Consider the following 15,743-nt stretch of genomic DNA (forward strand, 5'->3'; position numbering starts at 1 on the left):
CTACGCACGGGTAATCGCGGCCTAGACTCGTCGGTATGTCCGACGTCCAGACCACGGCCGCTCCACCCGAGTTCGCCGACGCCACCCGCGACGACACCGCGTTGCGGCGCTTCCTGCACGGGCTGCCGGGGGTCGACCAGGTGGGGGTCGAGCAGCGCGCCGCCGGGCTGGCCACGCGCAGCATCAAGAAGGACAGCAAGCTCTGGGCGATCGACACCGCGATCTCCATGGTCGACCTGACGACCCTGGAGGGCGCCGACACCGAGGGCAAGGTGCGCTCGCTCTGCGCCAAGGCGCGCAGGCCGGACCCCGATTTCCCGGACGTCCCGCAGGTGGGTGCGGTCTGCGTCTACCCGGACATGGTCGCCACCGCGGTCAAGGCGCTCGACGGCGCCGACATCGGCATCGCCAGCGTCGCCACCGCCTTCCCGTCCGGCCGCTCCAGCCTGTCGATCAAGCTCGAGGACACCCGGATGGCCGTCGAGGCCGGGGCCACCGAGATCGACATGGTCATCGACCGGGGCGCGTTCCTCTCCGGGAAGTACATGCGGGTCTTCGAGGAGATCCGGGCGGTCAAGGCGGCCTGCGGGTCCGCCCACCTCAAGGTCATCCTGGAGACCGGCGAGCTGGCCACCTACGACAACGTCCGCCGCGCGTCCTGGCTGGCGCTGCTCGCGGGCGGCGACTTCATCAAGACCTCCACCGGCAAGGTGTCGCCAGCGGCGACGCTGCCGGTGACGCACGTGATGCTGCAGGCCGTCCACGACTGGCACGCCGCGACCGGCGAGCACCGGGGCGTGAAGCCTGCGGGCGGCATCCGCACGACCAAGGACGCGATCCGCTACCTGGTGGCCGTGCACGAGGTCGCAGGCCCGGCGTGGCTTGACCCGCACCTGTTCCGCTTCGGCGCCTCCAGCCTGCTCAACGACCTGCTGATGCAGCGGCGCACCCAACTGGCGGGCCACTACAGCGGCCCCGACTACGTGACGGTGGACTGAACCATGACCTGGGACTACGCGCCCGCGCCCGAGTCGCGGGCCATCGCCAACCTCAAGCCGAGCTACCGGATGTTCCTCGACGGGCAGTTCGTCGAGGGCGGGGGCGAGCCGCTGAAGTCGGTCAACCCGGCCACCGAGGAGGTGCTCGCCGAGGTCTCCACAGCGAGCGCCGCCGATGTCGACCGGGCCGTGAAGGCAGCGCGCCGCGCCTACGACAAGGTCTGGGGCCGCATGCCCGGGGCCGAGCGCGCCAAGTACATCTACCGGATCGCCCGGATGATCGCCGAGCGCGCCCGCGAGCTGGCCGTGCTGGAGAGCCTGGACAACGGCAAGCCGATCAAGGAGTCGCGCGACGTCGACGTGCCGACCGCCTCGGCGCACTTCTTCTACCACGCGGGCTGGGCCGACAAGCTCGACTACGCGGGCTACGGCCCCGGCCCCCGGCCGCTGGGCGTCGCGGGCCAGGTCATCCCGTGGAACTTCCCGCTGCTGATGGCGGCGTGGAAGATCGCGCCCGCGCTGGCCTGCGGGAACACCGTCGTGCTCAAGCCTGCCGAGACCACCCCGCTGACGGCGCTGGTGCTCGCCGAGATCATCCAGCAGGCCGAGCTGCCGCCGGGCGTGGTCAACATCCTGCCCGGCGCGGGCGACGTCGGCGCCGAGCTGGTCAACCACCCGGGCGTCGACAAGGTCGCGTTCACCGGGTCGACCGAGGTCGGAAAGGTCATCCAGCGGTCGCTGGCGGGCACGGGCAAGAAGCTGACGCTGGAGCTGGGCGGCAAGGCCGCCAACGTGGTCTTCGACGACGCGCCGCTCGACCAGGCCGTCGAGGGCATCGTCAACGGGATCTTCTTCAACCAGGGCCACGTCTGCTGCGCCGGGTCCCGCCTGCTGGTGCAGGAGTCGGTGGCCGATGAGCTGCTGGCCAAGCTGCGCACGCGGGTGTCCACGCTGCGCGTCGGCGACCCGTTGGACAAGAACACCGACGTGGGCGCGATCAACTCCGGCGAGCAGCTCGCCAGGATCAAGGAGCTGGTCGCCTCCGGTGAGTCCGAGGGCGCCGAGCGCTGGACCTCGCCGTGCCCGGTGCCGGAGAAGGGCTACTTCTTCGCCCCAACGGTGTTCGCCAACGTCAGCCAGGCCATGCGGATCGCCCGCGAGGAGATCTTCGGCCCGGTGCTGTCCGTGCTGACCTTCCGCACCCCGGACGAGGCCGTCGCCAAGGCCAACAACACCCCGTACGGGCTGTCCGCGGGCATCTGGACGGAGAAGGGCTCGCGCATCCTGTGGATGGCCGACCGCATGCGCGCGGGCGTGGTGTGGGCCAACACGTTCAACCGGTTCGACCCGACCGCGCCGTTCGGCGGGTACCAGGAGTCGGGCTTCGGCCGCGAGGGCGGCCGCGCGGGTCTGGAGGCGTACCTAGATGTCTGATCGGCTGACGGTGTCCAAGACGTACAAGCTGTACCTCGGCGGGGCGTTCCCGCGCTCGGAGTCCGGCCGGACCTACCCGGTGACCGACGCCAGGGGCCGGTTCCTGGCCAACGCGGCGCAGGCGTCGCGCAAGGACGTCCGCGAGGCGGTCGTGGCCGCGCGGGCCGCGTTCGGCAAGTGGTCGCGGGCGACGGCGTACAACCGGGGCCAGGTGCTCTACCGGGTCGCGGAGATGCTGGAGGGCAGGCGCGAGCAGTTCTGCGCCGAGGTCGCCGCGGGCGAGGGCGTGCCTGCCAAGCGGGCGGCAGCGCTGGTGGACGCGGCGATCGACCGCTGGGTCTGGTACGCGGGCTGGACCGACAAGGTCGCGACCGTGCTGGGCGCGGCGAACCCGGTGGCGGGCCCGTACTTCTCCTTCTCCGTGCCCGAGCCGACCGGCGTGGTGGGCGTGCTGGCGCCGCAGGGCTCGTCGCTGCTGGGGCTGGTGAGCGTGCTGGCCCCGGTGATCGCGACCGGCAACACGGCGGTCGTGGTGACGAGCCAGGACCGGCCGCTGCCCGCGGTGACGCTGGCGGAGGTGCTGGCCACATCGGACGTCCCGGGTGGCGTGGTGAACGTCCTCACCGGACACACCGCGGAGCTGGCCCCCTGGCTGGCCGCGCACGCCGACGTCAACGCCGTCGACCTGGTGGGCGCGCCGCAGGAGCTGCGGGCGGAGCTGGAGCGGGCCGCGGCGGGGTCGGTGAAGCGCGTGCTGCGCTCGGCCGAGCCGGACTGGACCGCCGAGCCCGGGATCACCCGCCTGCGCGCGTTCCTGGAGACCAAGACCGTCTGGCACCCGATGGGCGTGTAGCTGTCCGGCCGACGTGACTGCTCGTCACGAAGAGGCCGCCAGCAGCGGGGAGAGACCAATTAGGGCGCGCGTCACAGGCCGCTCGCCAGGGCTGATAACGTTCCGTGTCGATCTGATGACCCACGGCAGATCCTCGGCGAAGGGACGTGAGCCCGATGTCTCCCGTCAGCGGTTACCCAGCGGTCGTCTCCGTGCAGAGCAGGGAATGCAGCCCCGCGTTGCTGGAGCGGCTCAGCGGCGCCACCCTCTTCCCGGAACGGCCCGTCGGCGCGGCGATCGTGTCCGTGGTCGCCCGCGGCGGCGGCGCGCTGTTCACCGTCACCGCCCCGGGGCTGCTCGACGCCGACGAGCAGGTCGACTACTTCCTGCGGCTGCTGCCCGACGAGGACGACGGGCGGGTGAAGCCCGCGAAGGACCGGGTCGTCGTGGGCGGGCTCGCCGACCGGTCGTCCCGGTGGCTCAGCGACAAGCTGCTCGACGAGGACAGCGCCGAGGCCGCCGCGCTGCGCGCGCGGATCGCGGAGTTCGTCGAGCGCGAGCGCGCGGCGGGCGCGCGGGTCTGGTTGAGCGCCTTCGAGCCGTCCGAGAACCTTGAGCAGCTGGCCGCGCGGCTCGGCGTGGACACCGACCAGGCCGAGGCGCGGTTCATCCCGCTCGGCACCAAGGCCGAGGGCAGGCGGCTGCTCGATGCGGCCGGGGTGCCGGTCGCCGAGGGCTCGGAGGAGTGCCGCACGCTCGAAGACCTCGCCGAGGGCGTCGCGGCCCTGGCCGAGCGCGGGCACCGGGACTTCGTGCTCAAGCTCAGCAGCACCGAGTACGGCGCGGGCATGGGGAACGCCCTGCTGCGCCTGGACGGCCCGCTCGACCGCGCGGGCGTGCTCGCCGCGTTGCCCACCGCGGCGCTCGTCGACCCCAAGCTCACCTGGGACCAGTTCGCCGAGGCGATCGGGCGCTCCGGGGCCATCGCCGAGGAGATGCTCGCCGACGCCGACCTGCGCAGCCCCAGCTTCCAGGGCACGATCGTGGGCGACGAGGTGGTGGCGGTCTCGACCCACGACCAGGTCCTCGGCGGCGGCCAGACCTACGTCGGCAGCTCGTTCCCCGCCGACGCGGCCTACCGCGCCGCGGTGATGGACCTCGGCGTCCGGGTCGGCAAGCAGCTGGTCGAGCGGGGCGTGCGCCGCGGCGACTACGGCGTGGACTTCCTCGCCGTCCCCGACGCGACCGGCTGGCGGCTCGTCGGGTGCGAGCTGAACCTGCGCTCGACCGGCACCAAGCACGGGTTCGTCATGGCCACGAGCCTGCTCGACGTCCTGCCCGACGCCGACGGCAGGCTCATGGTCGACGGCGTGGAGCGGGTCTACGAGGCCTCCGACGGCATCTCCGACCCCCGGCTGGTCGGGCTCCGGCCCCGGCAGCTCATCGCGGCGCTGCGCGAGTCGCCGCTGCACTACGACCATCGCACCAAGACCGGCGTCGTCCTGCACCTGCTGAGCGCGCTGTACGAATACGGCAAGTTCGGCGCGGTGTGTATCGCCCCCGACCGCTCGGCGGCCGATCGGATGATGCGGGAACTGCTGGAATTGGTCGTCACGGTCGAAAAGGCCTAGGCCGAACGGGTCCGGTACGCCCGATCGGCGGCCACCGGAACGGCCTATTTCCGCAGCCGATAGAGTCCGATGTGGACTTGCGGATTCCCGGCGGGACAACGGGAACTGAGTAGAACTCAGCCTCACCCTCGGTCACCGCGTGACACCTTAGGCTTCTTGACAGCCCCCAGGCGACGCCATATCTTCCCAAGTTAGACGATCACGCACGGCGACAACGACGACGCGTTGCCGAGAGCATTCCTTCCGCGCAATTCAGGGGGTAATTCCGTGAGCGAGAATTCCGCGGGCGTGGACTCCACCGACCACCCGGTGGGCGAGGGCGCCGACCTCGTGGACGGCGAGATCGAGGAGTTCGACCTCGACGACATCGAGGTGATCGAGAGCAAGGTCTTCGGCTGACCGGTCCCGCCCGCCGCGCCCCCGCGGGGGGCGACGGGCCGTCTTCGGCGAGCCCTGTGGAGGGCCACATGGTGCAGTACCTGTCGATCACCCCCCGCCGCGCGTGCGACGACGCGCCCGTCGACGAGGACGGCGAGACCAGGTCGCTCCGGGTCGGCCTGGTGGCCTACAACTGGGAGGCCGACACCTCGCTGGCGCTGTGGAACCTCATCAACTACGCCCGCCGGGACGACCTGGTGGCCGAGCACGTCCGGTTCGACCAGCACTGCGCCGCGACGCCGAAGACGGCGGCGGCGGAGAAGGACGAGCTGTTCCGGGTCCTGGACTGGGTGCACGAGCGCGGGTTCGACGTGGTCGGGTTCTCCTGCTACATCTGGAACATCAAGTTCGTCAACCGGCTTGCCCAGGCCATCAAGGAGCTGTGGCCGCACATCACCGTCGTCTACGGCGGCCAGCAGATCCGCGGCTTCTACGTCCCGCAGGTGTTCGAGCGCGAGCGCTGCGTCGACATCTGCGTGGTGAACGAGGCCGAGATCACCTTCCAGCGGCTGCTGCGCCACCTGGTCGTCGGGTCCCCCGCGCTGTCGCGCATCCCCGGCCTGGCCTACTGGGCGGCCGTGGACGACGCCGACACGCTGTACCGCTTCGACGGCACCGGCGTGCTGCCATCGGGCTTCGCCTACCACGAGACCGGGAACGCCGAGCTGGTCGACAACCTCGACGCCATCCCCTCGCCGTACCTGGCCGACGCGCGGCTGCCCGTCGGCGGCGCGTTCCTCTACGAGGCCTCGCGCGGCTGCCCCTACTCCTGCTCGTTCTGCATCTGGGGCGAGTCCAAGGGCGTGCGCGAGTACCCGATGGACCGGGTGCGCGAGGAGCTGACCACGATCCTGCGCCACCAGCCCTCGCACATCATGTTCTGCGACGGCACGTTCAACATGCGCAAGGCCAGGGCCGCGGAGATCCTCGGCATCCTCAACGACCACCTGCGCGACGGCCGGGTGCGGCCGTTCAGCCTCCTGCTGGAGCTCAAGCTGGAGCTGATCGACGACGCGCTGGCCGCGATCCTCGACGAGCTGGTCCGGCTCAACCCGCTGGTGACCGTCGAGTTCGGGATGCAGAGCGCGACCCAGGAGGCCGCCGAGCTGATGCGCAGGCCGTTCAAGGAGGACAAGTACCGGGCGGCCTGGGCGCGGCTGACGCCGAAGCTGCAGTCCTCCGCGGTGATCGACTGCATCTACGGCCTGCCCGGCGACGGCGTCGCGCAGTTCAAGACCACCGTCGACTTCGCGTACTCGCTGGCCCCGCACCGGATGCAGTGCTTCCGGCTGTCGATCCTGCCGGGCTCGGAGTTCGAGCGGCAGGCGGACGCCCACGACATCAAGTTCGCCCGCGAGCCCGACCACATGGTCCACCAGACGGCGTGGCTCAGCCTGCGGGAGATGGCCTGGCTGGAGACGTTCGGCTTCGCGGTGGCCGACCTGTACCACTTCCACGGCACCACCATCCGCTGCCTGCTCGGCCTGCCGGGCGCGGCGGGGATGCGCTTCAGCGACCTGGTGACCGAGTTCGTCGACTGGGCTGGCCGCGACCGGGTCATGGCCACCTCGTACAACGGGCACGCCCCGGACGGCCGCTGGCGCGCGATCAACCTCAGCACGCTGTTCGAGAGCTTCACCTTCGACGAGCTGCTGCCCCGGATCTCCGCGTCCGACCCGGAGCTGCTCGACAAGCTGGCCGAGCTGATCCGGTACGAGACCAGGATGGGCCGGATCGCGATCGAGGGCCTGCCGCCCGCGCCGCGGTCGAACGGCGGCCCGGTCCTGCACGCCGAGCTGATGCGGTCCCGCTACGACCTGCCCAGCTTCATCATCGCCAACCGGGGCCGCACCGAGGTCGACATCGCCGACCTGCGGACGGCGGACACGCACATCGCGCTCACCGTCAAGGCGGGCCACCAGGACGTGCGGGTCCCGGTCTCCTACCGGATCAGCGAGCGGACCGCGGACCTGCTCGACCGCCTGCGCGGCCAACCGGCCGCGCCTGCGGTGAGCAGGCGGGCGATCGACCGCCTGGTCGACGTCGGCCTGCTTGCCTAGGACAACGAAGAGGGGCACGACTGCGGTGTTCGCCTGGGACTGGACGCTGCGACTAGGGCTGTTCGCGGTGGTCGCGACGTTCACCCCGGGTCCGAACGCGCTGTTGCTGCTGTCGGTCGCGGCGCGGTTCGGGCTGCGGCCCGCCGTGCCCGCCGCGGTCGGCGTCGCCGTGGGCATCCCGTCGGTGATCGTCGTGGTCGGCGCGGGCCTCGGCGGCGCGTTCGCGGCGCTGCCCTGGCTGCGGGTCGCGCTGCACGTGCTCGCCACCGTCTACATCGGATGGCTGGGCTGGCAGATCCTGCGGATGGGCTCGCCCGGCGACCCCGCGCAGCAGGCGGCGCGGCCGGTCTCGGCCTGGCAGGCGGCGGCGCTGCAGTGGGTGAACCCGAAGGTGTGGACGATGGCCGTGGGCGCCGTCGGGGCCTACGGCGTGGACGGCGGGCCGGTCGTCGGGGCGCTGTCGGTCGGCGCGGTGTTCGCGGTGGTCTGCGTGCCCGCGGTCGGCGCGTGGACGCTGTTCGGCTCGGGGATCCGGCACTGGCTGACCTCGCCGGGCCGGTTGCTGGTGTTCAAGGTCGGGATGGGAGCGGCCCTGGCGGTCTCGATCGCGCTGACCTGGGTCGCATAGCGGGAGGGGAACGAGGTGGACAGACCGGCCCCGATCGGGGTGGGGATCCAGTACAACCCCGAGATCTTGGACTGGTTCCCGTTCGAGTCGCTGCGGGTCGACCTGTTCGAGGTGCTGCTGGACCCGTTCATGGGCCCGCTCGACGGCCCGACGGTGTTCCTGCCCGGCGCCCGCGAGCGGCTGATGGACCTCAGGAGCCGCCACCTGCTGCTGGCGCACTCCAACTACGGCTGCGACTTCGGCTTCGGCGAGCTGGCCGACACCCCGGCCGTGCGCAGGCACGTGCCGATGACCAAGGCGATCGGCAGCCCGTGGGTGGCCAACCACAGCTTCTACGGCGACGACTCCTGGCTGGACATCTGGAGCAGCCCGCTCCAGTTCTCCCCGCGCGAGGTCCGGCGGGTCGCCGACCGCGCGCGCAGACTCCAGGAGCTCTACGGCGTGCCGCTCGCGCACGAGAACGCCGCCTACTACCTGCGGACCCCGGGCTCGACCATGCGCGAGGCGGAGTTCATGGCGGAGCTGGTCGCGGCGTCCGGCACGTTCCTGCACCTGGACCTGCACAACATCTACGCCAACTCGCTCAACCTGGCCGACTTCGACATCGAGGACTACCTCGACACCATCCCCCTCGACCGCGTCATCGCGGTGCACCTGGCGGGCGGGAGCTGGCACGACGGGCTCTACCACGACTGGCACGACAGCCCGGTCCCCGAGCCGGTGTGGGAGCTGCTGGACTGGCTGCTGGCGCGGGTGACGCCCGGCGCGGTGATCCTGGAGTACCAGGGCCGCTGCCACCACGAGAGCACCCGGCTGCTCGACACCGGCGACGAGCCGATGATCGTGCGGGACCTGGCCAGGGCGCGGGCGGCCTGGGACAAGGCGACCGCCGTCCGGGGCGCGGTGTGATGGCCGACGGAGCCGGCACCGGGCTCGACGCCCGGACCGTGTGGCACGCGTGGCGCCGGGTGATGCGCGAGGAGGCGGTGCGGGAGGCGATGTTCGCGGGCACGCTGGCCGAGCGCGCCGACGCCCTGGGCCTCAGCCCGGCCGACCGCGAGGTCATCGAGCGGTACGCGGAGACCCCGGCGGGGACCCGGTTCTTCATCGCGAACTACCGCTACCGGATGACCAGCTCGTTCATCAACGCGCTGGAGACCGCCGCGCCGCTGACGCACCGGCTGCTGCGCGCGAACGGCGTGGAGATCGACGCCTTGGCCGAGCGGTTCCTCGACTCGGTGGGCTGGCGGGACTTCGGCCCGTACGTCTACACCTACGGGGGACGGGTGCTGGAGTTCCTGCGCGCGCACCCGGAGGTGGGCGGGCTGCACGGGCTGGCCGACCTGGCGGCGCTGGAGTCGGCCGCGGTGGCGGTGACGGTCCGGGCCGCCCACTCGCCGCCGGACTTCACCCCGCGGCCGGGCGTGTACGCGGCCAACGACGCGGTGACCTCGGTGACGACCGAGCTGGACGTCTCGGGGTGGCTGCGCGGCGGCCAGCCCGGCGTGGGCGTCCTGCCCGCCGGACCGCGCACGTTCCTGGTGTACCTGTCGCCGCCGGACCTGCGCAGGCGGATCGTCGCCGTGCCGGAGTCAGCTGTCGCGCTGGTGCGCGGGTTGGCCGTGCCGAGGGCGGCCGGGGAGATGCCCGCTGGGCGGCTGGTGGAGAAGCTGGTGGCGCTGGGGGTCGTGATCGCTCCCGGGAGCGACTAGATGCTCTACCCGTGGTCATGGCTGCGCTCGACCGGGTTCCCGTTCTCGTGGGTGGACGACCTCGCCTGCCCGGGGCTGGCCGAGCCGGGGTCCGCCGAGTACGACGACCCGGCGGCGTTCAGGCGCGCGGTCCTGGCGGCGCGGGCCGTGCTGGCGGCCAGGATGACCGAGCCCGCGGTCACCGAGGCCCTCGTCCTGTCCAACGCGGACGTGGTCGACCGGATGGCCGCGCTGGCGGAGGCCGACCTGGCGAAGCCGACCGTGCGCACCCGGCAGCGGCTGCGCGTGGGGTGGTCGTACCTGCAGCGGTTGTGCGCCAAGAACGAGACGTGCAGCTTCTTCGGCCCGCTCGCGTGGGGGACGGTCGACCCGGACGCGCCGGAGGGGATCGCGCTGGACGTCCTCGATCCGGCGGCGGGCAGGCTGCGGCGCCGCTCCGTGCGGTTCGAGCACTGGGTGCTGCGCGGGGTGGCCGACGCCCTGGCCGCGACCGCCCCCGCGGCGCCGTACCGGCTGAACCCGGCCTGCGACCTCGATGGTGACTGCCTGCGCGTGCCGGTGGGCAAGCGCGTCGCGCTGCCGGTGTCCGCGGCCCGGTACGTGCGCGCGGTGCGGGACGGCACGCCGCCGCCCGAGGAGAACGGCGTCGCCCGCCTGGTCGCCGCGGGCGTCCTGCGCCGGGAGGTGTCGATCCCGCCCGGGAGCGGCATGGACGCTGTCGAGCACGCGCTTGGGCGTACGCCCGTGACCACTGAGCTGGAGGCCCTGCGCGCCCGCTTCGAGCGGGAGACCTCGGGGCTGGCGCGACGGGAACTGCTCGACCGCATGCGGGCGGTGCTCACGGCGGCGGGCGTGGAGACCGCGCGGCGCAAGGGGACCATGTACGCGGGCAGGCTGCCGGTGTACGAGGACTGCGAGCGCAACGTCCGCTTCCGGGTGGGCGGCCACCTCGCCCGCGTCCTCCGCGACGACCTGCCCCCGCTGCTCCGCCTGTACCGCCTGGTCGCCGAGTGCGCGGCAAGCGGACTGCACGCGCACTACGCCGCCGTGGCGGCCGAACGCGAGGCAGCGGAGGGCGCGTCGGACACCGATTTCCCGGCCTATCTGCAAGCGGTGCGCGCCTCGGGAGCGATCGAGCCGGTCCGCGGCCGGATCGCCGAGACCCTGCGGACGCTCCTCAACGCCGCGTGGGCCGAGGTCGCCGCGACCGCCCAGAGCCCCGACCACATCGCGGACGACGACCTGGCCGCGGTGGCCGCGGCGCTGGCCGCCCGGTTCCCCCATCACGGGCGGTTCGCCGGGGTGCTGGGCGTCGGGGTGATGTCGCCGGACGTGCTCGTCGCCGGGCGCGACGTGGTGCTCGGGGAGGTGCACCCGTGCGTGGCGGCGGCCGTGCAGCCGGTCGCCCTTCCCTTCCTCGACGAGGCCGACGCCGCACTGGAGTTGGCCGATCGGGTGTTCTGCGGTGGCCGGATCGTGTTGGCGGGCACGGACTCCGCCTATCACCGGTCCCAGTTCGCCTGGCCGGTCGGCACGTCGCTGACCGAGGTCGTGTTTCCCGGGGCGACCAGTCGGTGTCCGCCGGAGCGGACCGTCCCGGCCGGGCGGGGGCGGGTGCGGCGGGTGGACGGGATGGTGCGGTTCGTCGACCGGGAGAGCGGGCGGACGGAGGACATGGTCAGCGTGCTGTCCACGGACCTGCAGCAGGTGATGTTCCGGGTCGCGGGCGCGGTGCTGGGCGGGGACTCCACCGCCCGGCTGACCTACCGCGGGGTCGTGGCGCGCCGCCGCTCGTGGTCGCCGGACCCCGCTGGGCTGCCGGACGCGCCGCGACCCGCAGAGGACTTCGCCGACTTCCGCGCGCTGCGCGCCTGGGCCGGGGAGCACGGCCTGCCCCGGCGGGCCTTCTTCCGCGTCGACACCGAGCCCAAGCCGGTCTACCTCGACTGGGCGTCGCCGATCGCCGTCGACACCTTCGCCAAGCTGGCGCGCTCGGCGACCGCGCTGCGCGTCACCGAGTTCTCGCCCCGGCCGGACCGGCTGTGGTTCGCCGACGACCTCGGCGTCCACACCAGCGAGCTGCGCATGACCTATGTGGTCTGACCGGGGGACGACGTGACCGGGCGGGCGACGGCGGCGGAGTCCGTGCGCGCCCGGTTCCCCGCCCGGCTGGTGGTCGAGCCCGCCGACGACGGCCGCTTCGCCGTCACCGACCCGCGCGGCCGCGCGCGCTGGGTGCTCGGCGGCCCGGTGCTGGACGTCGCCCGGCTGTTCACCGGTGACGGGACATATGCCGAGGTGGCCGAGGCCGCCCGGAGCGCCGGGCTGCGCACTGCGACGGCACAGTCCATGCGCGCCTTCGAGGCCAAGCTGCTCGCCCTGGGCGTGCTCGACGACACTGCCCGGCCGTCGCCCGCCCGCCGCGCCCTGCGCGTGCTCACCGCGGTCGAGCGCGTCGACGTCGGCGCTGCCGATCCCACGCGGGCGCTCGACGCCCTGCTGCGCCGGGCTCCCTGGCTGGCCGGATGCGGTGTCGCCGTGCTCGCCTGCCTGGTGTCGCTGGCGGCCGTCGTGGCGCTCCTGGCGCGCTTCGCCGAGTTCGCCGCCGCGGTGCCCGACGCCCTGCGCGGGTGGGGCCTGCTCGGCGTCCTGGTCGTGACCGTGCTGTCCTCGGTGTTCCACGAGGGCGGCCACGCGCTCGCCTGCCGCGCCTACGGCGTGCCGGTGCGCCGGGTCGGCATCGGGCTGCGGTCCCTGGCCGTGTTCGCCTGGACCGAGCCGGACGAGCGGGTGTGGTCGGCGCTGCCGTGGCGGCCCCGGCTGGTCACGGTGGCCGCGGGCCTGCTGGGCAGCCTGGTCTACGCGGCAGTGGGCGTCGCCCTGTGGCTGTCCGGCCCGCTCGCGACGCTGGGCGTGTGGCTGGTGCTGGCGGGCACCGTCTGCGTCGTCCCGACCCTGATCCCGAGCTTCGACGGCGACGCCTACCTGCTGCTCACCTGCCTGCCCGGCATGGCGAACCTGCGCAGCCGCTCCTTCGCGGCGCTGCGGTCCCGGCGCTGGGGCGTCCCCACCCTCGGCTACGCGGCGTTCGCGCTGATCACGGTGCTCGGACGGGCCGCGGTGGCCGCGTTCGTCCTGTGGCTGGTGTGGGTCTGCGCCCTGGCCGGGTGACGCGGATGGACTACCACGGCAGGGAACACTGGGACACCGTCCATTCGGTGGCCGGGGACGGCGCGGGCGTCGCCGCGGCGGCCGTGGCGCGGTCGGCCGCGCGCCTGCTGGCCCTCGGCCCCGGCGCGGTGGTCGTGGACATCGCGGGCGGCAGCGGGCCGTTCCTGCGGGCGCTGCCGCGCGCGGCGGTCGGGGTGCGCGTCGACTTCGCGCTCGGCCCGCTGTGGGCGGGCACCGGCGTCTGCGGCGACGCGCTGGCCCTGCCGCTGCGCACCGGCAGCGCGGACGCGGCGACGCTGTTGTCGGCGTGGTGGGCGATGCCCGACATCGACCGCGTCGTCGCCGAGGCCGCCCGCGTCCTGCGGCCGGGCGGGGCGCTGCTGGTGCACATCTGGGGACCGGCCGAGCGGTGCAGGCTGATCACGGTGGGCGCGTCCTGCGTGGCGACGGCGATCCCGTCGATGTTCCGGCCGCCCGGGGTGCGCGGCCCGTTCGAGTCGACCGTCGGCGAGGTCGCGGCCGTGCTGCGGGACGCCGGTCTCGACGACATCGCCGCGCACGCGTTCGGCCATTCGTGGCCGCTCGGCGCCGCCGACGACTACTGGGCCGAGTTCGCCCACCTCGCCCCCACATCGCACGCCGCGTTCCGCGACGCCGCGCCCGACGCCCGCGCGCGGGTCCGGCGCCTGCTCGACGGACTCCTGCTGCGGCTGCGCCGGGACGGCGTCGCCGACCTCGGTCTGGCCTGGAACCTGGTCGTGGCGCGGAAACTACCGGTCCCGGCCCGTTTCGCGGACAGTCGCGGCGCGGTGTCCTAGGGTGGGAATCCGCGGGAGCGAGCGCGGCTCGGCGTGCGTCAGACGGGTCGAGGGGGATGCGATGAGCGAATCGGATATCGGGGGCTACCGCGGGGAAGCGGACGCCTTCCACGCCTACACCGCTGGCATGCGGCCGCTGGCCGACGACCTGCGCGGTGTCGCGGACGGGCTGGACGTCGCCGACGGCGCGTTCTCCAAGATCGGCGACGAGGTCGGCCTGACGGCGGCGCTGCGCGCGGCGGGCGAGCGCCAGGCCACCGGGGTGCGCGGGCTGGCCGACTCCTACGGCGGCATCGTGGAGGCCGTGGCCAACACGTGGACCAACTTCGAGGCCGTCGAGGACGACGAGGCCCGCAACCTGCGCCGCGCTGCGGGTGAGCCGTGACCGCCCGGGACCTGCTGGAGCCGATGATCCAGCCCGCCGCGACCGCCCAGCGCCACCTGGCCACCGACGACGCCGCCATCGACAGGGTCGGCGCCAGGCACGGGACCGTGGCCTCCACTGTGGACACCGCGGGGTACGACGCCGACCGGCGCGCCGCCGCGCTGCGCGGCGGCTGGAGCGGCCAGGGCGCCGTGCGCTACGAGCAGGACGTCGCCGCCCAGGCGTCGACCAGCCGGGCGCTGTCGACCTACAGCGCAGACGTGCAGGCCGCCGTGCGCGAGGCGGGCGAGATCCTCAAGGTGGGCCAGCGGGTCAACCAGGCGCAGATCGACGAGTTCAACAGCAAGGCCGCCGAGCTGCTGTCCGCCGCGGCCGCGCTGCGGCAGGCGGGCGACACCGCGGGCGCGCAGCGCAAGCTCACCGAACTCGCCCGGTACGCCGCCCAGCTGACCGGCGACACGTCGATGAACCTCGAGAACGTGATGACCCAGCTGAGCGGCGTCGTCACGAGGCTCACCGGGGACTCGGGCTCCACGACGACCTCATCGGCGTCCGCGCCGCCCGCCGCGTACAACGACCGCTCCGGTGGGGGCGGCGGAGGTGGCGGAGGCGGCGGCGGGGACTACTCCGGCGGCGGGGGCGGCGGCGTCGTCACCAAGCGCAGGCTGCCGGTGGCCATCCCGCCGCAGCCCGGGACCGGCGTCAAGATCAACCTGCCGGACGGCAGCGTGGTCGAGGCGCCGAACGAGACCGCGGCGCGGGCCGTGCGGGCGGCGATCTCCCAGCTGGGCGTGCCCTACGTCTGGGGCGGCACGTCGCCGGGCGTGGGGCTCGACTGCTCGGGGCTGACCCAGTACGCCTACGGCGAGGGCGGACTCGACATCCCGAGGACGTCCCGGGAGCAGGACATCGGCGCCGAGGTCCCCTCCGCCGACCAGCTGCTGCCCGGTGACCTGGTCTGCTGGGAGGGCCACGTGGCGATGTACATCGGCAACGGGCAGATCATCGAGGCGGGCGACCCGGTCCAGATCGGCCCGCTGCGCACCACCAACTCCGGCATGCCGTTCGTCGGCTTCTACCGGCCGACCGGATGAGCGGGACCGTCACCGCCGTCTGCCGCGACGGCGAGCACCGCTTCAGCAAGCAGGCCGTCCCCGCGATCACGCTGCTCGCGGGGCTCGGCGTGGAGGGCGACGCGCACGCGGGCGTCACGGTGAAGCACCGGTCGCGGGTCGCGGCCGACCCGACCCAGCCCAACCTGCGGCAGGTCCACCTCATCCACGAGGAGCTGTTCGCCGAGCTGGCCGCCGCCGGGTTCACGGTCCGGCCGGGCGAGATGGGCGAGAACGTCACCACCGTCGGCATCCACCTGCTCGCGCTGCCGACCGGAACCCTCCTGCGCGTGGGCGCCGACGCCGTGATCGAGGTGACCGGGCTGCGCAACCCCTGCGCCCAGATCGACGCCTTCCAGCCGGGGCTGCTCAAACAGGTCGTGCGCCGCGACGGCGACCGCGTGGTCCGCAAGGCCGGGATCATGGGCGTCGTCCGCACGGGCGGGCGCGTCGCGCCGGGCGACCGGATCACCGTCGACCTCCCGCCGCCGCCGCACTCGCCCCTCGAACGCGTCTGAACCGGC

At 73.4% G+C, this 15,743-nt stretch carries 15 protein-coding genes; all 15 read left to right on the forward strand.

Translation table 11 applies throughout. The annotated features are described in order from the left end of the window. The first annotated feature begins 35 nt into the window (after positions 1-35). The 15 genes from deoC to Actkin_RS28560 all read left to right on the forward strand — a co-directional run bounded on the left by deoC (position 36) and on the right by Actkin_RS28560 (position 15,737). Complete coding sequence (gene deoC, locus Actkin_RS28490) at positions 36-998, forward strand: deoxyribose-phosphate aldolase (RefSeq protein ID WP_189209703.1); 963 nt, start codon at positions 36-38, stop codon at positions 996-998. Between the two features lie 3 nt (positions 999-1,001). Further along, positions 1,002-2,432, forward strand: a complete 1,431-nt coding sequence (locus Actkin_RS28495) for an aldehyde dehydrogenase family protein (RefSeq protein WP_189209702.1) — start codon at positions 1,002-1,004, stop codon at positions 2,430-2,432. Beyond that, positions 2,425-3,285, forward strand: coding sequence for an aldehyde dehydrogenase family protein (locus tag Actkin_RS28500; RefSeq protein ID WP_258904930.1), 861 nt, complete (start codon positions 2,425-2,427; stop codon positions 3,283-3,285). The genes Actkin_RS28495 and Actkin_RS28500 overlap by 8 nt, the downstream gene beginning before the upstream one ends. Before the next feature lie 155 nt (positions 3,286-3,440). Then, the gene (locus Actkin_RS28505) at positions 3,441-4,895 is read left to right on the forward strand and encodes a peptide ligase PGM1-related protein (protein WP_258904931.1); all 1,455 of its coding nucleotides are present in this window, start codon (positions 3,441-3,443) and stop codon (positions 4,893-4,895) included. A gap of 267 nt (positions 4,896-5,162) precedes the next feature. Then, positions 5,163-5,294, forward strand: coding sequence for a TglA family RiPP precursor (locus Actkin_RS28510; protein WP_229786688.1), 132 nt, complete (start codon positions 5,163-5,165; stop codon positions 5,292-5,294). A 68-nt stretch (positions 5,295-5,362) separates the two neighbouring features. After that, on the forward strand, positions 5,363-7,393 hold the full coding sequence (locus Actkin_RS28515) for a B12-binding domain-containing radical SAM protein (RefSeq protein ID WP_258904932.1): 2,031 nt from the start codon (positions 5,363-5,365) through the stop codon (positions 7,391-7,393). A gap of 25 nt (positions 7,394-7,418) precedes the next feature. Further along, positions 7,419-8,021, forward strand: a complete 603-nt coding sequence (locus tag Actkin_RS28520; RefSeq protein ID WP_258904933.1) for a LysE family translocator — start codon at positions 7,419-7,421, stop codon at positions 8,019-8,021. Between the two features lie 15 nt (positions 8,022-8,036). Further along, positions 8,037-8,930 carry an MbnB/TglH/ChrH family RiPP precursor modification enzyme gene (locus tag Actkin_RS28525; RefSeq protein ID WP_258904934.1) on the forward strand — a complete coding sequence of 298 codons (894 nt, stop codon included), beginning with the start codon at positions 8,037-8,039 and terminating at the stop codon, positions 8,928-8,930. Next, positions 8,930-9,733, forward strand: coding sequence for a hypothetical protein (locus Actkin_RS28530; RefSeq protein WP_258904935.1), 804 nt, complete (start codon positions 8,930-8,932; stop codon positions 9,731-9,733). Before Actkin_RS28525 ends, Actkin_RS28530 begins: the two co-directional genes overlap by 1 nt. Further along, complete coding sequence (locus tag Actkin_RS28535) at positions 9,734-11,836, forward strand: hypothetical protein (protein ID WP_258904937.1); 2,103 nt, start codon at positions 9,734-9,736, stop codon at positions 11,834-11,836. Between the two features lie 12 nt (positions 11,837-11,848). Further along, on the forward strand, positions 11,849-12,904 hold the full coding sequence (locus Actkin_RS28540; RefSeq protein WP_258904938.1) for a zinc metalloprotease: 1,056 nt from the start codon (positions 11,849-11,851) through the stop codon (positions 12,902-12,904). Positions 12,905-12,909: 5 nt separating this feature from the next. Further along, the gene (locus Actkin_RS28545) at positions 12,910-13,722 is read left to right on the forward strand and encodes a class I SAM-dependent methyltransferase (protein WP_258904939.1); all 813 of its coding nucleotides are present in this window, start codon (positions 12,910-12,912) and stop codon (positions 13,720-13,722) included. A 61-nt stretch (positions 13,723-13,783) separates the two neighbouring features. Beyond that, a complete protein-coding gene (locus tag Actkin_RS28550) occupies positions 13,784-14,107 on the forward strand; it encodes a hypothetical protein (protein WP_189209692.1) in 324 nt (107 codons plus the stop codon). Then, positions 14,104-15,201, forward strand: coding sequence for a bifunctional WXG100 family type VII secretion target/C40 family peptidase (locus Actkin_RS28555; RefSeq protein ID WP_258904941.1), 1,098 nt, complete (start codon positions 14,104-14,106; stop codon positions 15,199-15,201). The genes Actkin_RS28550 and Actkin_RS28555 overlap by 4 nt, the downstream gene beginning before the upstream one ends. Beyond that, on the forward strand, positions 15,198-15,737 hold the full coding sequence (locus Actkin_RS28560; RefSeq protein ID WP_258904942.1) for an MOSC domain-containing protein: 540 nt from the start codon (positions 15,198-15,200) through the stop codon (positions 15,735-15,737). Before Actkin_RS28555 ends, Actkin_RS28560 begins: the two co-directional genes overlap by 4 nt. Positions 15,738-15,743: the final 6 nt, after the last annotated feature.

This window comes from Actinokineospora sp. UTMC 2448 (genome assembly GCF_024760565.1).
GTDB classification, from domain to species: Bacteria; Actinomycetota; Actinomycetes; order Mycobacteriales; family Pseudonocardiaceae; genus Actinokineospora; species Actinokineospora fastidiosa.